General features: G+C 72.1%; 18 protein-coding genes and 1 pseudogene. 11 read left to right on the top strand and 8 right to left on the bottom strand.

Features of this window, described 5'->3' with window-relative positions; all coding sequences use genetic code 11:
* Positions 1 to 24: 24 nt before the first annotated feature.
* Complete coding sequence (gene sepH / locus AC3RJ9_RS06265; RefSeq protein ID WP_044659533.1) at positions 25 to 1,464, bottom strand: septation protein SepH; 1,440 nt, start codon at positions 1,462 to 1,464, stop codon at positions 25 to 27.
* A 291-nt stretch (positions 1,465 to 1,755) separates the two neighbouring features.
* Here sepH and AC3RJ9_RS06260 point away from each other — a divergent pair, with 291 nt between their 5' ends.
* A complete protein-coding gene (locus AC3RJ9_RS06260) occupies positions 1,756 to 2,055 on the top strand; it encodes a DUF4193 domain-containing protein (protein WP_002858157.1) in 300 nt (99 codons plus the stop codon).
* Positions 2,056 to 2,074: 19 nt separating this feature from the next.
* Here AC3RJ9_RS06260 and AC3RJ9_RS06255 read toward each other — a convergent pair whose 3' ends face one another.
* Positions 2,075 to 2,617, bottom strand: coding sequence for a DUF3093 domain-containing protein (locus AC3RJ9_RS06255; RefSeq protein ID WP_036382817.1), 543 nt, complete (start codon positions 2,615 to 2,617; stop codon positions 2,075 to 2,077).
* Positions 2,618 to 2,734: 117 nt separating this feature from the next.
* Between AC3RJ9_RS06255 and dut the strand changes: the two genes are divergently transcribed.
* Genes dut through AC3RJ9_RS06235 form a run of 4 tightly spaced genes read left to right on the top strand, consistent with a single transcriptional unit; the run spans position 2,735 to position 5,032 of the window.
* Complete coding sequence (gene dut, locus AC3RJ9_RS06250; RefSeq protein WP_036382821.1) at positions 2,735 to 3,217, top strand: dUTP diphosphatase; 483 nt, start codon at positions 2,735 to 2,737, stop codon at positions 3,215 to 3,217.
* Entirely contained in the window at positions 3,214 to 3,990 is a 777-nt protein-coding gene (locus AC3RJ9_RS06245; RefSeq protein ID WP_044659534.1) for a DUF3710 domain-containing protein, read from the top strand. Before dut ends, AC3RJ9_RS06245 begins: the two co-directional genes overlap by 4 nt.
* A complete protein-coding gene (locus AC3RJ9_RS06240; protein WP_049147125.1) occupies positions 3,987 to 4,304 on the top strand; it encodes a single stranded DNA-binding domain-containing protein in 318 nt (105 codons plus the stop codon). Before AC3RJ9_RS06245 ends, AC3RJ9_RS06240 begins: the two co-directional genes overlap by 4 nt.
* A gap of 23 nt (positions 4,305 to 4,327) precedes the next feature.
* Positions 4,328 to 5,032 (top strand): DUF3159 domain-containing protein, encoded by a 705-nt coding sequence (locus AC3RJ9_RS06235; protein WP_020625079.1) that lies wholly within the window; start codon positions 4,328 to 4,330, stop codon positions 5,030 to 5,032.
* Here the strand turns inward: AC3RJ9_RS06235 and AC3RJ9_RS06230 are convergent.
* Together AC3RJ9_RS06230 and AC3RJ9_RS06225 are read right to left on the bottom strand one after the other, a co-directional pair.
* Positions 4,984 to 5,697: a potassium channel family protein gene (locus AC3RJ9_RS06230; protein WP_036382825.1), complete on the bottom strand. Its 714-nt coding sequence runs from the start codon at positions 5,695 to 5,697 to the stop codon at positions 4,984 to 4,986. The genes AC3RJ9_RS06235 and AC3RJ9_RS06230 overlap by 49 nt on opposite strands.
* Complete coding sequence (locus tag AC3RJ9_RS06225) at positions 5,694 to 6,395, bottom strand: potassium channel family protein (protein ID WP_020625081.1); 702 nt, start codon at positions 6,393 to 6,395, stop codon at positions 5,694 to 5,696. Before AC3RJ9_RS06225 ends, AC3RJ9_RS06230 begins: the two co-directional genes overlap by 4 nt.
* Positions 6,396 to 6,529: 134 nt before the next feature.
* Between AC3RJ9_RS06225 and AC3RJ9_RS06220 the strand changes: the two genes are divergently transcribed.
* From AC3RJ9_RS06220 to AC3RJ9_RS06205, 4 genes and pseudogenes are all read left to right on the top strand, one after another.
* The gene (locus tag AC3RJ9_RS06220) at positions 6,530 to 8,482 is read left to right on the top strand and encodes an APC family permease (protein WP_020625082.1); all 1,953 of its coding nucleotides are present in this window, start codon (positions 6,530 to 6,532) and stop codon (positions 8,480 to 8,482) included.
* A 159-nt stretch (positions 8,483 to 8,641) separates the two neighbouring features.
* A complete protein-coding gene (locus tag AC3RJ9_RS06215; protein ID WP_020625083.1) occupies positions 8,642 to 10,114 on the top strand; it encodes a class I SAM-dependent RNA methyltransferase in 1,473 nt (490 codons plus the stop codon).
* Positions 10,115 to 10,315: 201 nt separating this feature from the next.
* Positions 10,316 to 13,018 (top strand): aconitate hydratase AcnA, encoded by a 2,703-nt coding sequence (acnA, locus tag AC3RJ9_RS06210; protein ID WP_020625084.1) that lies wholly within the window; start codon positions 10,316 to 10,318, stop codon positions 13,016 to 13,018.
* Between the two features lie 183 nt (positions 13,019 to 13,201).
* Positions 13,202 to 13,964 (top strand): annotated as a pseudogene (locus tag AC3RJ9_RS06205) (transposase); the annotation flags it as partial.
* Positions 13,965 to 14,300: 336 nt separating this feature from the next.
* Here the strand turns inward: AC3RJ9_RS06205 and AC3RJ9_RS06200 are convergent.
* From AC3RJ9_RS06200 to AC3RJ9_RS06185, 4 genes are all read right to left on the bottom strand, one after another.
* Positions 14,301 to 14,924, bottom strand: a complete 624-nt coding sequence (locus AC3RJ9_RS06200) for a CueP family metal-binding protein (RefSeq protein WP_044659994.1) — start codon at positions 14,922 to 14,924, stop codon at positions 14,301 to 14,303.
* Between the two features lie 182 nt (positions 14,925 to 15,106).
* A complete protein-coding gene (locus tag AC3RJ9_RS06195) occupies positions 15,107 to 15,442 on the bottom strand; it encodes a metal-sensitive transcriptional regulator (protein ID WP_270618289.1) in 336 nt (111 codons plus the stop codon).
* Positions 15,443 to 15,453: 11 nt separating this feature from the next.
* Positions 15,454 to 17,589: a heavy metal translocating P-type ATPase gene (locus tag AC3RJ9_RS06190; RefSeq protein ID WP_036382829.1), complete on the bottom strand. Its 2,136-nt coding sequence runs from the start codon at positions 17,587 to 17,589 to the stop codon at positions 15,454 to 15,456.
* Positions 17,590 to 17,678: 89 nt separating this feature from the next.
* Positions 17,679 to 18,266, bottom strand: coding sequence for a YdhK family protein (locus tag AC3RJ9_RS06185; RefSeq protein WP_036382830.1), 588 nt, complete (start codon positions 18,264 to 18,266; stop codon positions 17,679 to 17,681).
* Between the two features lie 501 nt (positions 18,267 to 18,767).
* Here AC3RJ9_RS06185 and dxs point away from each other — a divergent pair.
* Both dxs and AC3RJ9_RS06175 read left to right on the top strand, forming a co-directional pair.
* Positions 18,768 to 20,783 (top strand): 1-deoxy-D-xylulose-5-phosphate synthase, encoded by a 2,016-nt coding sequence (gene dxs / locus AC3RJ9_RS06180; protein WP_044659995.1) that lies wholly within the window; start codon positions 18,768 to 18,770, stop codon positions 20,781 to 20,783.
* On the top strand, positions 20,780 to 21,298 hold the full coding sequence (locus AC3RJ9_RS06175; protein ID WP_044659996.1) for a hypothetical protein: 519 nt from the start codon (positions 20,780 to 20,782) through the stop codon (positions 21,296 to 21,298). Before dxs ends, AC3RJ9_RS06175 begins: the two co-directional genes overlap by 4 nt.
* Positions 21,299 to 21,300 lie beyond the last annotated feature (2 nt).

The following is a 21,300-nucleotide window of genomic DNA, read 5'->3' as shown; positions in this document are numbered from 1 at the left end:
CCCGCGGCCGGGGCCGGGCCGGGGTCAGTCGCCCTTGCGGCCGAAGACGATCTCGTCCCAGCTGGGCACGGACGCGCGGCGAGCGGCCGAGCGGGCCCGGGGGCGCGGCGTGACGGCCGGCATGGCAGGGCGCGCGGCACGCTCGCGAGGCGCGGGCTCCGCCCCCTCGTCCTCGACACCCGCGTCCGCGACCTCCGCGTCCGCGACGTCTGCGGCAGTGTCCTCGGCGCGGTCGGTCTCGGCGGCCGGTTCCGGCTCGTCGATGCCCGGGGCGTCGTCGGCGGTCGTCAGGGCCCCCTCGGCGTCGACCGGGGCGAGCGGCTCGGGCGCCTGGGCGGCCTCGCGCCGACTCCGGTCCTGGTGCTCGCGGGCGATCAGGTGCGCGAGCGTGTCGTCCGACTCCAGGTCCGCGCCCACACGCTGACCCCGGCGCACCCGCAGGATCTCCAGCAGATCGGCGTCGCGGTCGGCGGCCGGGGAGTGCGCACCCGCGGGGGTCACGGCGTCCTCGGCGTCCACGTCGTCCGTCACCGGTTCGGCCGCGGGGGCGCGGGGGACCAGGTCCCAGGCCTCCGCCTCGGACAGGGCGCGGGCCCAGGCGTTCTCGGGTTCGAGGTGGCGTCCGGCCGGGCGGAACGTCCAGAGCGCCGGCGGCTCCTCGCGGGTGGGCAGACTCCCCGCACCGGACACGGCGAACCGGGCGGCCACGGTCCAGCCGGCCTGGTCCTCGCGCCACGCGTCCCACTCGAGGCTCGCCTCGTCCACGCCCAGCTCGGCGAGCCGGTGCGCGGCGAGCTCACCGAGCGTCGTGGGGCCGCCGTCCTGGACGAGGTCCGAGTAGAGGTCGGGCCCGCCGACCCAGACCTCGACGGCGCGGGCCTGCCGGGCGATCCAGTCGCGCTCGGCCAAGACGGGGTGACCGTAGGTGCGGATGCGCGAGAACGCGTTCCCGCTCTCCCGGGCCACCTGCTCCACGGAGGCGCCCGCACGGATGCGCTGCTGGATCTCCCGGGGGGTGAGGGGCACGGCCTCCTGGGTCGCGGCGGCCTTGACGGACTCCTGGTCGGTCAGCGGCGCCGGGGTCGGTCCGTCCGCGGTCGAGTCGTCGGCCACGGGCCGCGGGTCGATCCGCGGGGTGAGCGCGAGGTCCTCGTCCGGCCGGGCCGGGCCGGAGGGCGCCTCGGGAGCCCGCTCGTCCTCCTCCGCGGCATCGTCGGCGTGCGTCGCCGCGTCCACCGGTCCCTCGGCGTCCTCGTCGTCCGCCCCGGGGACGTCCATCTCCGTCATGTCGTGCCAGGCCGCGGGGCCGTCCTCGGCCGGTCGCCCGTCCTCGGGCGCGGCGCCCTCGATGACCAGCCGGCGCAGATAGGGGGAGAGGGGGAGCGTGTGCTCCTCGCCCTCGGGCCCCGACAAACGCAGCGCGTCGCCGTCCTCGGTGGGTCCGGTCAGTCGCAGCTCTGCCATGGCGGTGGTCCCTCCCACATCGTGTTCTGGTCACCGGGCATGCGGACGCCCGGCCGGGCATGCCCCGATCCTAGCCGCCGGGCCGCAGACCACGGCCCGGGCGAGGGGCGCGCGCCCGCGCGAATCCGCCCTGGGCGAGCATGCCGGTCAACATTTGGCACGGGTTCGGCCATGGTGCACAATCTACGCGCAACGGCGCAGGCCGGTGATGCGTGGCCCGCCCACGACGCCGCCTGCGCAGTGCCGGCACCGGTCCCGGTGCCGTCCCCCACCAGCGGAGCGTGAAACCCCATGGCCACTGACTACGACGCCCCTCGCAAGAACGAGGAAGAGCTGAGCCAGAACTCCATCGAGGAGCTGAAGGCACGGCGCACGGACACCCAGTCCGCCGTCGTGGACGAGGACGAAGCGGAGGCCGCCGAGGGGTTCGAGCTGCCCGGCGCCGACCTCTCGGGTGAAGAGCTGATGGTGCGGGTGCTGCCCGCCCAGTCGGATGAGTTCACCTGCGCCTCCTGCTTCCTGGTCCGCCATCGCTCGCAGGCCGCGCGTGAGAAGAACGGCCTGATCTACTGCACCGACTGCGAGGGCTGAGCCCCCGCCGCCGGGGCGGTCAGCGGCCCTCGGCCGTCCCCTCCTGCCGGGCCATGGTCCCGCCGAGGGCCGCGACCAGCTCCTCCGGACGCCGGGTGCTGGTCAGCCAGTAGGGTGTGCGGTCGCGCTCGTCGGTCAGCTGGATCCGCACGACGGGCGCGATCCAGCCGCGCACGTTCACGAAGGCCAGCCCGTGCAGCAGCGGGCCGCGCTGGGCCCGGGCGTCCTCGCCGCGATACCCCGTGACCTGACCGACGTGGTGCCGTTCGATGCTGGCGCGGCCCACCTGGAGGGTGCGTTCGCGCACCACGATGCGCGGGGTGGTGGCCACCAGGATCAGGACCTCGACGGCGAAGAACGCGACGGCGGCCGCGATGCCCACCCCGAGGTCGATCGGCGCGAACACGAGTATCGTCAGCGCCGCCAGCATGAGCGCCACGGCCCAGACCCCCGGGGAGGGCGTCAACCGCTCCTCGAACAGGACCGGATCGGGTCCCGCCGCAGCGCCCTCGGGGGCGCGGCGGGAGGCATCGGCGACGGGGTGCTGCTGGGGATCACGCATGGGTCCCAGCTTCCCACATCCGGACTCCGGTCCCGCCGCGCGGCACCGGTGAGGGCGCCCGCCCGGCCGCCTCGACGCGGCCCCGGGCCGACGGGTGCTCGTGTAGGGTCGGGCCTCGTGACCGACTCCGCCGAGCTGCCCGTGCCCCTGCACGCCCTCGATCCGGGCCTGGCCCCGCCCGCCTACGCGCAGCCGGGCGACGCGGGCGCGGACCTGCGCACCGCCGTCGACGTGACCCTGGCCCCGGGTGAGCGTGCCCTCGTGCCGACCGGCGTGGCGCTGGCCATCCCGGAGGGCCACGCGGGGTTCGTGCACCCCCGCTCGGGCCTCGCGGTCCGCCACGGCCTGAGCGTCGTCAACGCCCCCGGCACCATCGACGCCGGCTACCGCGGCGAGATCAAGGTGCCCCTGATCAACCTGGACCCGACCGAGCCGATCGTGCTGCGCCGCGGCGACCGGATCGCCCAGCTCGTGCTGCAGCCGGTCGTGCGGGCCCGCTTCGAGCCCGTGGACGCGCTGCCCGACTCCGAACGCGGGGCCGGCGGCTTCGGCTCGACCGGCGGCTTCACCGCCGACACCACCCCTGGGAGGACGTCGTGATCTTCGGACGCAACCGCACCGTGCGCCACGAGCAGGTCAGCCTGCCGGCCGAGCTGCTGGAGGAGCGCGACCTCGAGATCGCCGCCGCGCCGGAGGCAGCCGACGTCGGTCCGCACGACGTCGCCACCCGCCCGGATCCCGCCGGCATGATCGACCTGGGGTCGCTGCGCCTGCGGGCGGTCCAGGGCATGAAGCTGCGCCTCGACGTCGAGGACGCGACGAAGCGGATCGTCGCCGCCACCGTCAGCCTCGGCCGCTCGGCGCTGCAGGTCCAGGCGTTCAGCGCCCCGCGCCGCACGGGCCTGTGGGACGACCTGCGCGCCGAGCTGCACGACTCCCTGTCGACCACCGCCCACGCGACCGTGCAGGAGCAGACCGGCCGCTTCGGCATCGAGATCCTCACGCGCGTGCCGGCGGCGCTGCCGGACGGCTCGCCGGGGTGGAACGTCGCCCGGTTCGTGGGCGTGGACGGTCCGCGCTGGTTCGTCCGCGGCGTGTTCCACGGCGAGGCCGCCTTCCAGCCGGAGGCCGCCGAGCCGCTGGAACAGGTGTTCTCCGACCTGGTCGTGGTGCGGGGCGACGAGCCGCTCCCGCCGCGCGAGCTGCTGCCCCTGCGTCCGCCTCCCAACGCGCGCCCGCTGCAGCGTCGCCGCCCGGCCCCGGACGAGGGCCGGGACGTGCTCGCGGACACCGCCGCCGGCCCGGGGGACGGCGCGGCACCGGAGGCCACCGCGCTGCCCGAGCGCGGTCCGGAGATCACGGAGACCCGGTGAGCCCCGCCGTCGCAGCCCGCCCGACCGGCGCCGCGGGCCGCATCGAGCGCCGCGGCGTCATCGCCTCCGTCACACTGCCCGGCGCGGACGAGGCGACCGTCTTCCGCGCGGTCTTGGCCGACCGCCTGCCCGCGCCCGGGAGCATGGCGCCCGCGGAGACGCTGCAGCTGGTCTGGCACGGGCGGCGCCGCGTGCCCGGTGTCATGCCGGGGGAGTGGCTGACGGTCCGCGGCCGCGTCACCCAGATGGATGGCGTGCCCACCCTGCACAACCCCGAGTTCGACCTGGTCGACGCGCCCGAGGCCACGCTCTGAGCACGGCCCCGAGAGGAGAGCCCATGACCGAGCCGCGTGGCCCCGTCACCGCCGCCCCGGACGGGGCCGGCCCCCTGCCGTCTCGAGCCCGCCTGGACGAGCGCGGCCGCCTCGACGCGCTGGGCAGCGTCGGTGGCTGGCGCGGCATCGTCGAGGCCTCCCTGCCCACCCTCGTCTACATGGTCGGCTACGTCGCCACCCAGCAGGTGTGGCCCTCCGGCGTGGCGGCCGTCGCGGTCGCACTCGTGCTGGGCGTCGCGCGCCTCGTCCAGCGCCAGTCGCCGGTCCAGGTGCTGGCCGGCCTCGCCGTCGTCGTCCTGTCCGTCGTGGTCTCCCTGACCACCGGCCAGGCCCGCGACTACTACCTGTGGGGCTTCGTCACCAACGCCGCCTACGGCCTCGCGTTCGCGGTGTCCGTCCTCGTGGGCTGGCCCGCGGCGGGCCTGGTGCTCGGCCTCGTGCGCGCCGAGGGCACCCGCTGGCGGGCCCACCGGCGTCGGCGCCGCGCCTACGCCGCGGCCACCTGGATCCTCGTGGCCGTGTTCGCGCTGCGCCTGGCGGTGCAGGTGCCCCTCTACCTCGGGGACGCCGTCACCGCGCTCGGGGTGGCCCGCCTGGTGATGGGCCTGCCGCTCTATGCCCTGGGGCTCTGGCTCGCCTGGTCCGTCAGCTCGCCCGGTCAGGACGACGGCGTGCCGGCGGACTCCGCCGCCTCCGAGCGTCCCTGAGCGCGGCCCTCGCCGACGAGGAGGCGACGCAGGGCCGGCTCGGCGGAGCCGGCGGCCAGGAAGAAGAGCTCGTCGCCCACCTCCAGGACCTCGTCCGCCGACGCCTGCCGGGGGGCGCCGTCGCGCACGACCGCCACGAGCGGAGCCTCCTGCGGCCAGGACACGGTGCCGATGCGCCGGCCCTCGAGCCAGTGCTCCGCCGGGACCCGGAACTCGGACAGCGCCGCGCCGCCGGCCTCCAGTCTGAGCAGGCGCACGAGGTCCCCGGTCTCCACGGCCTCCTCCACGAGCGCCGTCATGATCGAGGGGGTGGACACGGCCACGTCCACGCCCCACGACTCGTCGAAGAGCCAGTCGTTGAGCGGGTTGTTGACGCGGGCCACGGTGCGGCCGACGCCGAACTCCGAGCGGCTCAGCAGGGAGCACACGAGGTTGACCCGGTCGTCGCCGGTCGCCGCGACGAGCACGTCCGCCTCCAGGGCGCCGCACTGCTCGAGCACGGTCAGGTCGCACGCATCCCCGAGGACGAGGCGTGCGCCGCCGACGTCGGCCTTGCGGGCCGCGTCCGTGCGCGCCTCGACGACGACCACCTCGTGGCCGTGCGCGTGCAGCTCCCGCGCGATGGAGGCGCCCACGGCGCCGGCTCCGGCGATGACGGCCCTCATGCCCGTCCCTCCTCGTCCTCGTCCGTGCCGTCCGGCACGCGTGCCTCGCCCTGCAGGGCGGCCTCCACCTGGTCCCGGCGGTCCACCGGGTAGACGGCGTGCAGCACGTCGCCCTCCTGCAGGCGGTCGCCCGGCCGGGGCAGCTGGCCGTCGCCGAGCCGGGTGAGGTAGGCGATGCGCATCCCCACCGTGGACTCGACGTCGGTCAGCCGACGGCCCCACCACGAAGAGTGGGGGACCAGCTCGGTCACGAGCAGCCGGCCGGAGGCGTCGCGGTGCTCCGCGTCGGCGGTGCCGGCCGGCAGCAGCCGGTGCAGCACCTGGTCGGCCGTCCACTGGATCGAGGCGACCGTGGGGATGCCGAGGCGCTGGTACAGCCGGGCCCGGTCGGCGTCGTAGATGCGCGCCACCACGTGGTCCACGTGGAAGGTCTCGCGGGCCACGCGGGCGGCAATGATGTTCGTGTTGTCGTCCGCGGTCACGGCCGCCAGGCCCTGCGCGCGGTCGATGCCGGCGGCGAGCAGCGCGGAGCGGTCGAAGCCCACGCCGGCCACGAGCTCGCCGGAGAAGCCGGGGGCCAGCCCCTCCACGGTCCGCGGGTCGCGGTCCACGAGGGCGACGCCGTGACCGGCCGCGTCCAGCGCGGCCGCCAACCGGGTGCCCACCCGTCCGCCGCCGACGATCACGTAGTGGGCCATGCCCGTCCCTGCCTCTCGTGCGGTGCTCCGTGCGCCGGGGAGCCGACGCGCGCTCCATCCTCGCATCCGGCGGGCACGTCCGGGAGCATCCGCGTCGCCGCGGCGTCCGGGCCCGGCGGGGGTACCGTGGTGCGGTGGCCACGCTGTCCTCCCTCCTGCGCCGCGGCCTCCTCGGTCGCCCCGTGACGTCGCACGCCGCCGACGAGCCCCGCATGAACCGGTGGCGGGCGCTGCCCGTGACGTCGTCGAACGCCCTGTCCTCCCTCGCCTACGCCCCGGACGAGGTCATCCTCACCCTGGTCGCGGCCGGCACGTCCGCGCTCGCGCTCGGACCCGCCGTCGGCTGGGCCGTCGTCGCGGTGATGCTGCTCATCGTCGTGTCCTTCCGCGCCGCGGTCGCCGCCGTTCCGCACGGCGGCATCTATCACATGGCCGGCATGAAGCTGGGCCCGAGGGCCGGCGTCGTCGCCTCGGCCGCGCTCCTGCTGGACTTCGTGTTCACCGCCGCGGTCTCCGTGGCCGCCTTCGCCCACTTCGTGGCGGCGCTGGCCCCCGGACTCACCGTCGGCAGCCGCGTGCTGGTGGCCTCGGCCGCGCTCGTGGGCGTACTGCTGGCCGCGCTCCGCGGGGTGCGGCTGTCCCGGTGGGTGCTGCCCGTGCTCGTGAGCGTGTTCGTCGCCCTGACCGCGCTGCTCGTCCTGGCGGGCCTGTGGCAGGAGGGCCGTGGGCTGCTCGGCGCGGCGCCGACGGCCGGCTGGACGCAGGAGGGCGCCGGGGTCGGCGGGACCGTCAGCACCGTGGCGACGGCGCTGCTCGCCCTGCGCGCGTTCAGCGCGGGATCGGTGCTGCTCACCGGCGTCGAGGTGCCGGTCTCGAGCACCCGCCTGATGGCCCGGCCGGCCGTGCCCACGGTGCGGTGGGTGCTCACCGTGATGGCCCTCACCCTCGGCGCGCTGACCGTGGGCGTCATGCACCTGGCTCAGCGCACCGGCGTCGTCGTCGGGCTGGAGCTGGAGAACCTCCGGGACGCCGCGGGTGCCGAGGTCACGCCCGACCGCGCCCCCGCCCCCGTGCTCGCCCAGCTCGCGGACACCGTGTACGGCCCGGGCAGCATCCTGTCCGTCGCCACCATCGCGGCCACCGCCCTGCTCCTGCTGTTCGCGGCCAAGTCGGCGTTCCGCTCGTTCCCCGCCCTGGCCGCGCGCGTGGCCGAGGACGGCTACCTGCCCCGGCAGCTGAGGGTCCGCAGCGACCGGCTGGTGCACACGTGGAGCGTCCTCGGGATGGGGGCCGTGGCCCTCTCGCTCGTGCTGTTCTTCGAGGCCCGGACCGCCCTGCTCGTGCAGCTTTACGTCATCGGCGTGCTGCTGGCCTTCACGCTCGCGCAGGCCGGCATGCTGCGGCTGTGGCGCCGCCGGCTCGTGCACACACCGGGCGCCCGGGCCCGCGCGGCCGTCCGGCTGCGCCTGATCATCACGGCGGTGGCCTGGGTGGTCACGGCGCTGGCGGGCGTCGTCGTCCTGGTCACCCGCTTCACGCAGGGCGCGTGGGTGGCGCTGCTGGCGATCGTGCTCGGCTCGCTGGTGATGGGGCGGATCCGCCGCCACTACGCGGACGTGGACCGCGAGCTCGCACCGGACCCCCAGGACGACGCGCGGGCCCTGCCCTCGCGGGTCCACGTGGTGGTCGTCGTGACCACGCTGGACCGGCCGGCGCTGCGGGCGCTGGCCTACGCCCGCGCGTCGCGGCCGTCCTCCCTCGAGGCCGTCGTCGTGGACGCCGAGCGCGCCGCCACCCTGGAGGTGATCGACGCCTGGGAGCGTGCCGGCCTGCCGATGTCGCTCACCGTGATCGCCTCGCCCTACCGCGACACGGTGGCCCCCCTGGTGCGGCATGTGCGCGAGCACCGACGCCGCTCCCCGCGGGACCTGACCATGGTGTTCATCCCGGAGTACGTGGTCCGGCCGGGCTGGCGCACGCTCCTGCACAACCGGACCGCCACCCGCCAGACGCGGCGACTGCAGCGGGAGCCGGGCGTGATGGTGGGCTCGGTGCCGTGGCAGGTCCACGAGGGCCAGGGCTCTTGACCGCCCCGGCGCCCCCGGGGAGCGGCGGATGACGCCGTCCGACGGCGCGCCCACGATCGAGGCGACACAGCCGCATCGGTCTGCAAGGATGATGATGATCTGACCAGTCGATGCTCAGGGCAAGACCTGAAGCGCGCTGCGATGCGAGAGGAGCCAGACATGGCAGTCGTCGACACGTCCACAGACGTCACCGGGATCGGGAGGACCATCGAGGTGGAGGTCGGGGCCATGGCCCACGGCGGCCACTGCGTGGCCCGGCACGAGGGGCGGGTCGTCTTCGTGCGCCACGCCGTGCCCGGCGAGAAGGTCCGGGTGGCCCTGACCGAGGCCGAGGACGGGGCCCGCTTCTGGCGCGGCGACGTCGTGGAGGTGCTGCGGCCCTCCGAGTTCCGCCGCATCCACCAGTGGAAGCTCGCGGACATGCTGCGCGCCCACGCCTCGGGTCGCCCGCCCGTGGGCGGCGCCGAGTTCGGCCACATCGTGGTCCCGCACCAGCGCCGGCTCAAGGCCCAGGTCTTCCGGGACACGGTGCACCGCATCGCCGACCTCGCGGTGGAGCCGGAGGTGTGCTTCGCCGGCTCCGAGGACGAGCCCACCGGCCAGCGCTGGCGGACCCGGAACGCGTTCGCGGTGACCCCCCAGGGGCACATCGCGATGCACGCCTACCGTTCGGCGACCCTCCTACCCGTGCGCAACATGCCGCTCGGCGTGCCGGCCCTCGATGCGCTCGCCCTGTGGGACTGGGACTTCACCGGAGCCGCCCGCGTGGACGTCGCGACGCCGGCCTCCGGCTCCCGCCCCCTCGTGCTGGTGACGCCCACCCCGCAGACGCGGGCGGACGAGGTCAAGCTCGGCCGGCTGCGCACCCGGATCCGCCAGGCGGCCAATGCGTGCGGCGTGGACGTCTCCACCGGCCTGGCCCTGCCCGGCCCGAAGCAGTTCCAGCCGGTCAAGGTCGAGCGCATCACCGGCAAGACCTGGGTCGAGGAGACCGTGGAGTCCGAGCGCGGCGGCACCAAGCGCTTCCGCGTCACGGGTGACGGCTTCTGGCAGGTCCACCAGCACGCCCCGGCCACCCTCGTGGACGCGGTGCTCGAGGACGCGCGCGTCGAGCCGGGCCAGGTCGTGGCCGACCTCTACGGCGGCGCCGGCCTGTTCAGCGCGTACCTGGCGGACGCCGTGGGACCCGAGGGCCGCGTGTACTCGGTGGAGGCCTCCCGCCAGGCCTCGAAGGACGCCCGCCGCAACCTGCACGACCAGCCGCAGGCCTCGGTGCTCAACGGCCCCACGGACAAGGTGCTCGGCAGCTGGCTGAAGTACCCCGAGCGTCCCGTGGCGGACGGCGGCCTCGGCGGTGCCGCGCTGGACACCGTCGTCCTGGACCCGCCGCGGGCGGGCGCGGGGCGGCGGGCGATCGAGCGCATCCTCGCGCTCGAGCCGGGCCGCATCGTGTACGTCTCGTGCGACCCCGCCTCGTTCGCCCGCGACCTGGCGTGGCTGCGCGACGGCGGCTACGAGGTGGAGCGCGCCCGCGTGTTCGACCTCTACCCGGACACCCACCACCTCGAGTCGGTGACCGTGCTGGTGCCGGCCGCCCAGAGCGCCCCGGCCGCGGCCGTCGTCGAGATCTGACCCGGCATCCGCGTGGCGGCCTGCGGGCCGCCGCGCGCCATGCCCGCGTCACACGGGACCGGCGCGGTACCCTGGGACGCAGTGCGGCACCTGTGACGCAGACGACGCCCGTCCCGGACGGGGCGCGGTCCGCGGCCGCGGGTGACCACCCCCCACTGGACGAGCGCCCGGAGGAAACCGGGCGGGAAGAGGAGTCCTCTCGTGACCACCGTCGACAGCTTCGGCTCCAAGGGCGTCCTGGACGTCAAGGGCGCCGAGTATGAGATTTTCCGTCTGAACAAGGTCGAGGGGGCGCAGAAGCTGCCCTACTCCTTGAAGGTGCTGCTGGAGAACCTGCTGCGCACCGAGGACGGCGCCAACGTGACCGCCGACCAGATCAAGGCCCTGGCCGCCTGGGACCCGAACGCCCAGCCGGACACCGAGATCCAGTTCACGCCGGCGCGCGTGATCATGCAGGACTTCACCGGCGTGCCCTGCGTCGTGGACCTGGCCACCATGCGTGAGGCCATCCAGGACCTGGGCGGCGACCCGGAGCGCGTGAACCCGCTCTCCCCGGCCGAGCTCGTGATCGACCACTCCGTGCAGATCGACTCCTTCGGCAACGACGCCGCCATCGAGCGGAACATGGAGATCGAGTACGAGCGCAACGGCGAGCGCTACAAGTTCCTGCGCTGGGGCCAGACCGCCTTCGACGACTTCAAGGTCGTCCCCCCGGGCATGGGCATCGTCCACCAGGTCAACATCGAGAACCTGGCCCGCACCGTGATGACCCGCGAGGTCGACGGCGTGCTGCGCGCCTACCCGGACTCCTGCGTCGGCACCGACTCGCACACCACCATGGTCAACGGCCTGGGCGTGCTCGGCTGGGGCGTCGGCGGCATCGAGGCCGAGGCCGCGATGCTCGGCCAGCCCGTGTCCATGCTGATCCCGCGGGTCGTGGGCTTCAAGCTGACCGGCAGCATCCCGTCCGGCGCCACCGCGACCGACGTGGTGCTGACCATCACCGAGATGCTCCGCCAGCACGGCGTGGTCGGCAAGTTCGTCGAGTTCTACGGCGAGGGCGTCGGCTCCGTGCCCCTGGCCAACCGCGCCACCATCGGCAACATGTCGCCCGAGTTCGGCTCCACCGCCGCGATCTTCCCGATCGACGAGGTCACCCTCGACTACCTGCGCCTGACCGGCCGCTCCGAGGAGCAGGTCGCCCTCGTGGAGGCGTACACCAAGGAGCAGGGGATGTGGCACGACCCGTCCTCCGAGGTCGCCTACTCCGAGTACCTCGAGCTGGACCTGTCCACCGTGGTGCCCTCCATCTCCGGCCCGAAGCGTCCCCAGGACCGCATCGAGCTCACCGACTCCAAGGACCAGTTCCGCAAGGACCTGCACAACTACGCCACGCAGGACGAGGCCGGCGAGGGCCGCCCGTCCAAGCTCGTGGACGTGGCCATGCCGGACGGCCGCCAGTTCCAGCTGGACCACGGTGCCGTGTCCATCGCCTCGATCACCTCGTGCACCAACACGTCAAACCCCTCCGTGATGATGGCGGCCGGCGTGCTGGCCCGCAACGCGGTCGCCAAGGGCCTGAAGTCCAAGCCGTGGGTGAAGACCTCCGTGGCCCCGGGCTCCCGCGTGGTGACCGACTACTACGAGAAGTCCGGGCTGCGCGAGTCCCTCAACGACCTCGGCTTCAACGTGGTCGGCTACGGCTGCACCACCTGCATCGGCAACTCCGGCCCGCTGGAGTCCGAGATCTCCGAGGCCATCCAGGAGAACGACCTGTCCGTGACCGCGGTGCTCTCCGGCAACCGCAACTTCGAGGGCCGCATCAACCCGGACGTGAAGATGAACTACCTGGCCTCCCCGCCGCTGGTGGTCGCCTACGCCCTGGCCGGCACCATGGACTTCGACTTCGAGAACGAGGCCCTGGGCCAGGACACGGAGGGCAACGACGTCTTCCTCAAGGACATCTGGCCGGACCCGACCGAGGTCCAGCAGATCATCGACGCGTCGATCGACACCGAGATGTTCACCTCGCAGTACGCCACGATCTTCGACGGCGACGAGCGCTGGCAGTCCCTGGAGACCCCCTCGGGCTCCACCTTCGAGTGGGACGAGAAGTCCACCTACGTGCGCAAGCCCCCGTACTTCGAGGGCATGACCATGCAGCCGGACCCGGTGTCGGACATCTCCGGCGCCCGCGTCCTGCTCAAGCTGGGTGACTCCGTGACCACGGACCACATCTCCCCGGCCGGCTCCTTCAAGTCGGACACCCCGGCGGGCCGCTACCTGCTGGAGAACGGCGTGCAGCGCAAGGACTTCAACTCCTACGGATCCCGTCGTGGCAACCACGAGGTCATGATCCGCGGCACGTTCGCGAACATCCGCATCAAGAACCAGCTGCTCGACGGCGTGGAGGGCGGCTTCACGCGCGACTTCACCCAGGAGGGCGCCCCGCAGGCCTACGTGTACGACGCGGCGCAGAACTACGCCGAGCAGGGCACCCCGCTGGTGGTCCTGGGCGGCAAGGAGTACGGCTCCGGCTCCTCCCGTGACTGGGCGGCCAAGGGCACCGCGCTCCTGGGCGTCAAGGCCGTGATCACGGAGTCCTTCGAGCGCATCCACCGCTCGAACCTCATCGGCATGGGCGTGCTGCCGCTGCAGTTCCCGGAGGGTGAGAACGCCGACTCGCTGGGCCTGACCGGCACCGAGACCTTCGACATCTCCGGCATCACCGCCCTCAACGAGGGCACCACGCCGAAGACCGTGAAGGTCACGGCCACCGGTGAGGACGGCAGGGTCACCGAGTTCGACGCGGTCGTCCGCATCGACACCCCCGGTGAGGCCGAGTACTACCGCAACGGCGGCATCCTGCAGTACGTGCTCCGTCAGATCGCCGCGAAGGCCTGATCCACGGGACACCGCCCGCGCGCGGGCACCACGACGACGGCGGCCCGCCGCCCTCCGCACGGAGGGCGGCGGGCCGCCGTCGTCGTGGCCGCTGGGGCCGACCCCGGTGCACGACCGCTCTTCATCCCCCAGTTCAGAGTCCGGCTCACCCTCGGGCCAGACGGGCCTAGGGCGTGTCTGACAATGAATCCAGGGTCGGCTGGCGCCCTCGAAGACACGTCCCGGTTCCAGATGCTCCCCGCCTGCACGGGCCGGCAGGGGCGGCCGTTCGCCGATGACCGCACGAGGGTCGAAGCCATCATCCACCGGGACAGGTGCTTCGATCCCGTGGCGGGACCTGCCCGAGGTCTCCGGGCCCTGGCTGAGTAGTGTGGACCTGGCACGGCCGCATGGCCGAAGAGGGCACCTGGGACACGGTGCTGGCAACACGGACCACCTGCAGCGGATGCCGAAATCCTGATCGATTGGTCGGTCTCGGTCGACTCCACGATCGCCCGCGCCCATCAGCACGCGAGGAACACCACCCGGCTCAGAGGGGCTGGATCGAACGACAAGGAATCCGCGTGAAGAGCCCGCCGATCACGGCCTCGGGCGCTCACGGAGCGGGCTGAGCACGAAGACCCATCAGCTGGTCGACGGTGCTGGGCGAGAGGGCGTACTCATCGCGGGCGATCGGCACCCATCTGCGCGCCGGTGGCATCAAGGCCGTTCTCCCCAACCGGCTGACCAGCAGGGCCACCGCAGACGCCGCGGCTCGGCCGGCGGCCGACCCGTGGGCCTGGACTCGGAGGCTTACACGGGCCGGAACGTGATCGAGCGCCAGGACGCGCACCTGAAGCAATGGCCGGGCCTGGCGAGCAGGTACGACGAGTACGCGATCGTGTACTGGGCTGCCGTGGTCCTGAATGCTGTGCTCGCGTGGTCGACGGCATTGTCGGACACGCCCGAGTGGCGTGTTCGAACTGATCGACGATCCAGGTCAAGTGCTCGAGAAGCTCGGCGAGGCTCAGCACCGGCAGGTATGAGCGTGAGGACCTGGACAGAGAGGATCCCCCGAAATGCACATCGTGAAACAGAGTGAGCGATGTAGTGCTCTTCAGTTGGCACTGGTTGATATTGGTCGACGAGGCTTCAGCCCGGTCTGGTGATGCCCTGCGATGACTCTGAAGCCGGCTCTCGGGCGAATCCTCACATCGGGACGCCGAGACCCTGTGGGAGTCCAAGGATGGGACGTCTCGACGCCTGATCTGTCGGCGCTGCAGAGGAGCATGAGACCTGGGCCTTAAACCAGCTGAAGACCGGTCAAGCAGGTGGGGTCGTCGGGGCGGGTCGAGATGGCCTTTTTCGCGGTGCGGCCTTCAGCTGAGACAGTGAGAGTAGCGTCAATTCCACGCGGCAGCCAGACCCCGACGAATCCGTTGTCGTACGTCGTCAGCGTTTCATCGAGGAGGGTCTCCCCGGACGTCGCCTCGACCACGGTGACGTGGACGTCAGTATTGGCGAGTTCGCCGGTGCAGGTCGTGAGGCTGTGGAAGTAGCATTCGTGAGTCTGGCTGCGATACGGGGCGATAGAGACGTAGAATTCGTCTTCTGGCATCGGCAGGGTGGTCTGATTGTTCTGGTCGTCGGTCAGTACAAGCTGGTCCGGTTCAATCGACGCGATGAATTCAGACGAGCGATCTGTCACCTTCGTTGAGTCGAGGCGCTTGATGATCTCGCGAGCATTCAATCCGTCTAGATTGTGCTCGACCACCAGTGAGTGATCGGATCCTGCATCAGCGGACGGTCCCGCATCAGCACAGCCGCTGAGCAGGAGGACGGCGCTGGTCGCCAGACCGGTCAAGGCCGCGCAGATCCTCAGGCGGCTCCTGGAGGACTGGATCGGAGCAACAATGGCAAGTGGCATGCCCAACTCTTTTCTCAGGTGAACGTGTTCATGTCGTCAGGTTAGACAGAAGGCATCCCGAGTTCGCCGGTGCCAAGGGCGCGACGACGTGCAAAGCACGCCTGCCCGGAGACATCAAGAGCCTTGTCCTGATCTGGGGCCCACCGGTCCGAGGCACCCTGTGTTGACGAAATCGGATGGTGTCAGGAGCGCACGAGGCGATTGATGGCGTCGGTGGCCTCCTGGATCTTGGCGATGGCCGCGTCTTCATCGCCTTTCTTGGCGGCGTCGAGCACGCAGTGCTTGAGGTGGTCATCGAGCAGACCGGTCGCCACTCCCTGCAGGGCGCGGGTGAGGGCCGAGACCTGGGTGAGGATGTCGATGCAGTACTTTTCGTCGTCGATCATCTTCGTGATGCCGCGGGCTTGGCCTTCGATGCGCTTCATGCGGTTGCGGTAACGGTCCTTGTCACTGATGTAGCCGTGCCGATGGGCTCCGGTGTCGGCACCGGTCTCATCGGCTGCAGTTTCAGTGGTCACGAGTGCGTCCTTCACTTCTGGTGCTCCAGGACGGAGCGGGTGCTGGCATCTGGGGCGAGGTCGATGCGACGCAGCAGCTGGGCGTTGAGCGCGACGACGACGGTGGAGATCGACATCAGGATCGCGCCTACTGACATCGGCATGACGAAGCCGACGGGTGCGAGCACGCCAGCCGCGAGCGGCACAGAGAGCAAGTTGTACCCTGCGGCCCACCACAGGTTTTGCCTCATTTTACGGTATGCGGCACGGGAGAGCTGGATGACCGAGAGGACGCTACGCGGGTCGGAGCTGGCGAGGATGACACCTGCAGAGGCGATGGCGACGTCGGTGCCGGCCCCGATGGCGATGCCGACGTCGGCCTGGGCCAGGGCAGGGGCGTCGTTGACGCCGTCGCCGACCATGGCGACCTTCTTGCCCTCCTTCTGCAGCTGGTCGACCTTGGCGGATTTGTCCTCGGGGCGGACGCCGGCGAAGACCCGGTCGATGCCGAGCTCTCTTCCCACCTCGTTCGCCACGGCTTCCGCGTCGCCGGTGATCATGACGACCTCGACGCCGAGCTGATGGAGCGCATCGACGGCGTCGCGGGACTCTGGGCGAACCTCGTCGGCGAGCTTGAGACCGCCGATGACCTTGCCGTCGCGGAGGACGTGCAGGATGATCGCACCCTCTGCCCGCCATTCGTCGGCGACACCGATCTCGTCCTGGCCGGTCTCCTCGAGCAGACGGGGTCCGCCGACGCGGATCTCATGGTCGGCCACCGTCGCGGTGACGCCGACCGCCGGGGAGGAGGTGAACCCGCTGGCCGGTTCGACGGCGAGGCCCTTCTCCTTGGCGGCGGTGACGATGGACCGGGCGAGGGGGTGCTCACTGTCGGCCTCGGCGGAGGCGGCCAGGGCGAGGAGCTGTTCGGCATTCAGGCCGCCGGTCGGCTCCACGCCGGTGACGGTGGGCTCGCCCTTGGTCAGGGTGCCGGTCTTGTCGAAGAGCACCGCGTCGACCTGGCGCATGGACTCCAGGGCGAGGCGGTCCTTGATCAGGACGCCGCCGCGGGCGGCGCGCTCGGTGGCGATGGACACGACCAGAGGGATCGCCAGACCCAGCGCATGGGGGCAGGCGATGACGAGGACAGTGATGGTGCGAACGACCGCGTCGTCGGGGAGCCCGAAGAGCGTCCAGACGACGGCGGTGATCAGCGCAGCTCCGAGGGCGAACCAGAACAGCAGGGCCGCAGCCCGGTCGGCGATGCGCTGGGCACGGGAGGATGAGCCCTGCGCCTCGGCGACGAGCCTGTTGATGCCCGCCAGAGCCGTGTCGTCGCCGGTGGCGGTGATCTCTACGCGCAGGCCGGAGTCGGTGGCCACGGTGCCGGCGGTGACGTTCTCGCCCTCGCCGCGGGCGACGGGGTGTGATTCGCCGGTGATCATGGACTCGTCCATGTCGGCGCGGCCGTCGACGATGGTGCCGTCGGCGGGGACGCTGCCGCCAGGCCGGACGATGACGACGTCGCCGACGCGCAGCTCTGCCGGGTCGACCTTGACGACGTCGTCTCCCTCTATACGCTCAGCCTCGTCAGGGAGCAGCGCGGCGAGGGAGTCCAACGCCGAGGTGGTCTGGGCCAGTGAGCGCATCTCGATCCAGTGGCCCAGCAGCATGATGACGATCAGCAGCGCCAACTCCCACCAGAACTCGAGCTCGGGGTGGACGAGACCGACAGTGGCGGCCCAGGAGGCGAGGAACGCTACGGTGATGCCGAGCGCGATGAGCAGCATCATCCCCGGCTGGCGGCTTTTCAGCTCGCTGACAGCACCGGTGAGGAACGGGGTGCCGCCCCAGGCGTACATGACGGAGCCGAGGACTGCGGCGACCCAGCCCGCCCAGCTGGGGACCGAGTAGCCCAGGAGCATGGCGAACATGGGGGAGAACGCGACCACCGGGATGGCGATGATCAGGTTGATCCAGAACAGCCGCCGGAACTGGCCGACGTGGTCGCCGTGGCCCGCGTGACCACCGCCGTGATGACCGTGCCCGGCGTGGTCACCGTGTTCCATGGTGTGGTCTTCGTTCTCGGCGCGCGAGTCGTCACGGTGGCCGGACTCGGTGGTCGCGACGCCGGCGTGGTCATGGTGATGCGTGGTCGGGTCCGTCATGCTCTTCGCTTCCCCTCGTCATTCCCCGATCTTTCCTTCGATCGGGTCGTATTTCGCCGCGGACCTTCAGCGCGCCCGCGGCGATCGGCTCAGGAGGCCGGCTTGAGCTCGCTCTCGACGACCCACTTGTGGTTGGTCATCGTCATGCCGTCGGACTCGTAATCGACCATGTAGACGGTCTCCTCGGTGGAGGAGGCGATGGTCGCCTTCGCGCCCTTCATGCCTTCCATGTGTTCGGCCTCGAGAGTGACCTCGGTGCCGTCGGCCAGACGTTCATCTCCGGCGTCCTTGATCTCCTGCTGGACGACCCACTTGTGATCCTTGACCGGCTCCCCGCCTGCGGACGGCGTGAAGTCCACCGCATAGGTGTACGTGTCGTACGCGCCGGCGATCGTCGCGTTCGCACCGTCCATGCCCTCCATGTGGTCGGCGGTGAGCGTGACCTCGGTGCCGACCGGGTATGTGGGCGACGCAGCCGTCTCGATGCCCTCGGGGGCGGGGCCGCCGTCCATCGGATGCTCCATCCCGCCGCTGTCAGAGCTGCTGCCGTGGCCCTCGTGCTGGCTGGTCGTCGAGGGGGTCCCTTGGTCCTGGCCGCCGCCGGTGCTGCAGCCGGTGAACACGAGCGCTCCTCCGAGCACTCCTGCGGCGACGGTGGTCATGAGGTGCTTGCGCATGAAGTCTCCTGTTCGTTCTGGTCCAGTCAACGCTATACCCCTCCCGGGTATCAAGTCGATGTCGATCGGCGGGCGTGGAATCGCCCGGCCAAGATCCAATCGACCCGGGGTGGCAGCGCTGAGGCTGCGATGGAGAACATCGGCTCGGCGGCTCTGGTCGCAGATGGAATCGAGGCCCGAACGGACGGGCTCACCTCGCTCGCCGTCGTGACGGGATCAGCTGCGTCGTCTCGTGAACATCACCGTGGTGAGAAGACGATCCCAGTACCGCCGATCACCCAAGAGAAATTGGTCTTGTCCGGTTGCATCGTCGGGCGTCCCATCGAGACAGGGATCCTGAGAGCCGACGGAAGCTGTGCGACTATCGCCAGGCAGAGCGAAGCATGTCTCAGTACGTGCTCCGTCAGATCGCCGCGAAGGCCTGATCCACGGGGCCCGCCCGCGCGGGCCGCCGCCCGCGTCCCGCCCGGGTGCGGAGCCGCGGAGTAGGCTGGTCGCACCATGGAACATCTGCCCCCCACGAGCCCCGGCGCCCCGCTGCTGCCGCAGATCGCCCGCCCGGCGGACCTGTCGGCCCTCACGGAGGACCAGTTGACCGCGCTGGCGGCGGAGATCCGCGCCTACCTGATCGCCCACGTCTCCAAGACGGGCGGCCACCTCGGACCGAACCTGGGCGTCGTCGAGCTGACGCTGGCCGTGCACCGCGTGTTCGAGTCGCCCAAGGACGCGGTCATCTTCGACACGGGCCACCAGTCGTACGTGCACAAGCTGCTCACCGGACGCCAGGACTTCACGACGCTCCGCCAGGAGGGGGGTCTGTCCGGCTACGGCGACCGCACCGAGTCCGAGCACGACGTGGTGGAGTCCTCGCACGCCTCCAGCTCGCTCTCCTGGGCGGACGGCATCGCGCGGGCCTGGGCGCAGACCGGGCAGGGGGACCGCACCGTGGTGGCCGTGATCGGCGACGGTGCGCTCACGGGGGGCATGGCCTGGGAGGCCGTCAACAACATCGCCGCCGGCCGGGACCGGCGCGTGGTGATCGTCGTCAACGACAACGGCCGCTCGTACGCGCCCACCGTGGGCGGCGTCGCCGAGCACCTGGGCGGACTGCGCCGCGGGGTGCTGGACAAGGTGCGCACCCACCACCGCTACGAGCAGACCCTCGACTACCTCAAGCGCCGCCTCCAGGAGGCTGGCCTCGCGGGGGAGCTGGTGTACCGGCCACTGCACGCGGCGAAGAAGGGCCTCAAGGACCTCTGGGCGCCGCAGGGCCTGTTCGAGGACCTGGGCATGAAGTACATCGGCCCGGTGGACGGTCACGACCTCATCGCCATGGAGGAGGCCCTCGAGGACGCGCGGGCGTACGGCGGGCCCGTGATCGTCCACGCGATGACCGAGAAGGGGCACGGCTATCCGCCGGCGGTCGCGCACGAGGCGGACCAGTTCCACGCGATCGGCGTGATCGACCCCTCCACGGGCGAGCCCATCACCTCGTCGACGGCCCAGTCCTGGACCTCCGTGTTCGGCGAAGAGATGGTCGCGATCGCGGACGAGCGGCCGGACGTCGTGGCCATCACCGCCGCCATGCAGAACCCCGTGGGCCTGGCCCCGATGGCGCTGGCCCACCCGGACCGGGTGTTCGACGTCGGCATCGCCGAGCAGCACGCGGTCACGTCGGCCGCCGGCATGGCCTTCGGCGGCCTGCACCCCGTGGTGGCCGTCTACGCGACCTTCCTCAACCGCGCCTACGACCAGGTGCTCATGGACGTGGGCCTGCACCGTGCGGGCGTGACGTTCGTGCTGGACCGCGCGGGCGTCACCGGGCCGGACGGCCCGAGCCACCACGGCATGTGGGACCTGGCCCTGCTGCAGTCGGTCCCGGGGCTGCGGATCTCCGCGCCCCGCGACGCGGACACGCTCCGGGAGGAGCTGCGCGAGGCCGTCGCCGTCGAGGACGCGCCCACCGTGGTGCGGTTCGCGAAGGGCTCGGTCGGCGAGCCGGTGCGCGCCCTGGAGCGGCTGTCGGACGGCACGGACGTGCTCGCCCGGCGCGGCGAGGCCGGCGGACGCGACGGCGCCGAGCGGGACGTGCTGATCGTGGCGGTGGGCGCGATGGCCGAGCTCGGCCTCGACGTCGCCGAACGGCTCGAGCGGCACGGCATCAGCGCCACGGTGATCGACCCGCGGTGGGTCCTGCCCGTGGCCCGGTCCGTGATCGACACGGCCGCCCGCCACCGGATCGTCGTGTGCCTCGAGGACGGGGTGCGGGCCGGCGGCGTCGGCTCGCGGATCCGGCAGGAGATGCGCGCGGCCGGCGTGGACACCGCCCTGAACGAGGTCGGCCTGCCGGTCGAGTTCCTCGCCCACGGCAGCCGCGAGCAGGTGCTGGCCCGCGTGGGCCTCACCGCGCAGCGCATCACCCAGGACACCGTCGCCCAGGTCCTCGGCGCCAAGGTCCCGTACGCCCGGCCCGTCCCCGAGGACGCGGCCGCCCCCCACCACCAGGAGCAGGCATGAGCATCGTCCGGCTGTACCGTGATCGCGTCGGCGACGACGGCGCCCGGCTCTTCGAGTACCGCGAGGCATGGGCCGACGCGGAGGCCGGGGAGTTCGTGGTCCACCACGGCCGGGTCGGCCAGCCCGGCACCGTCGGGGAGCAGCCCCTGGCCGACCAGGCCGAGGGTGATCAGCTGCTGGCCGCGTTCGTGGCGCAGGGCGCGGAGGAGGGCTTCGCCGAGGCGGACCCCGCGACCTTCGCCGTGCTGCCGGTGGCCTACCGGCTCCGCGGCCGGGAGGCCACGGTGATCGAGCGGCGCACCGTGGAACGGCTGCGCGTCGAGGTGACCCACCAGCTGGCCTGGCGCGGTCTTGGCGAGGTCGAGGACGTCGTCGAGGAGGCCGGTGCCCTCGTGCTGCGCGTCCGGACCCCCCACGCCCGCAAGGCCGCCGCCGAGATCCCGGCGGCCGCCAAGCGCGCCGACGGCGTGCAGCCGAACAAGGTGGACGTCCGCACCGCAGAGCAGGAGGGCTGACC

Source organism: Micrococcus sp. 63XJN7_6_ISO-PGPR-S23-444 (assembly GCF_058072765.1).
This window is presented reverse-complemented; position numbering and strand designations above follow the sequence as displayed.

Bases quoted from the DNA above. Each gene is read 5' to 3' on its own strand.
- AC3RJ9_RS06260 (WP_002858157.1), top strand. From the start codon at position 1,756: ATGGCCACTGACTACGACGCCCCTCGCAAGAACGAGGAAGAGCTGAGC.
- dxs (WP_044659995.1), top strand. From the start codon at position 18,768: ATGGAACATCTGCCCCCCACGAGCCCCGGCGCCCCGCTGCTGCCGCAG.
- sepH (WP_044659533.1), bottom strand. From the start codon at position 1,464: ATGGCAGAGCTGCGACTGACCGGACCCACCGAGGACGGCGACGCGCTG.
- AC3RJ9_RS06230 (WP_036382825.1), bottom strand. From the start codon at position 5,697: ATGAGGGCCGTCATCGCCGGAGCCGGCGCCGTGGGCGCCTCCATCGCG.
- AC3RJ9_RS06235 (WP_020625079.1), top strand. From the start codon at position 4,328: ATGACCGAGCCGCGTGGCCCCGTCACCGCCGCCCCGGACGGGGCCGGC.
- AC3RJ9_RS06175 (WP_044659996.1), top strand. From the start codon at position 20,780: ATGAGCATCGTCCGGCTGTACCGTGATCGCGTCGGCGACGACGGCGCC.
- AC3RJ9_RS06255 (WP_036382817.1), bottom strand. From the start codon at position 2,617: ATGCGTGATCCCCAGCAGCACCCCGTCGCCGATGCCTCCCGCCGCGCC.
- AC3RJ9_RS06225 (WP_020625081.1), bottom strand. From the start codon at position 6,395: ATGGCCCACTACGTGATCGTCGGCGGCGGACGGGTGGGCACCCGGTTG.
- AC3RJ9_RS06185 (WP_036382830.1), bottom strand. From the start codon at position 18,266: ATGCGCAAGCACCTCATGACCACCGTCGCCGCAGGAGTGCTCGGAGGA.
- AC3RJ9_RS06200 (WP_044659994.1), bottom strand. From the start codon at position 14,924: ATGCCACTTGCCATTGTTGCTCCGATCCAGTCCTCCAGGAGCCGCCTG.
- AC3RJ9_RS06190 (WP_036382829.1), bottom strand. From the start codon at position 17,589: ATGACGGACCCGACCACGCATCACCATGACCACGCCGGCGTCGCGACC.
- AC3RJ9_RS06215 (WP_020625083.1), top strand. From the start codon at position 8,642: ATGGCAGTCGTCGACACGTCCACAGACGTCACCGGGATCGGGAGGACC.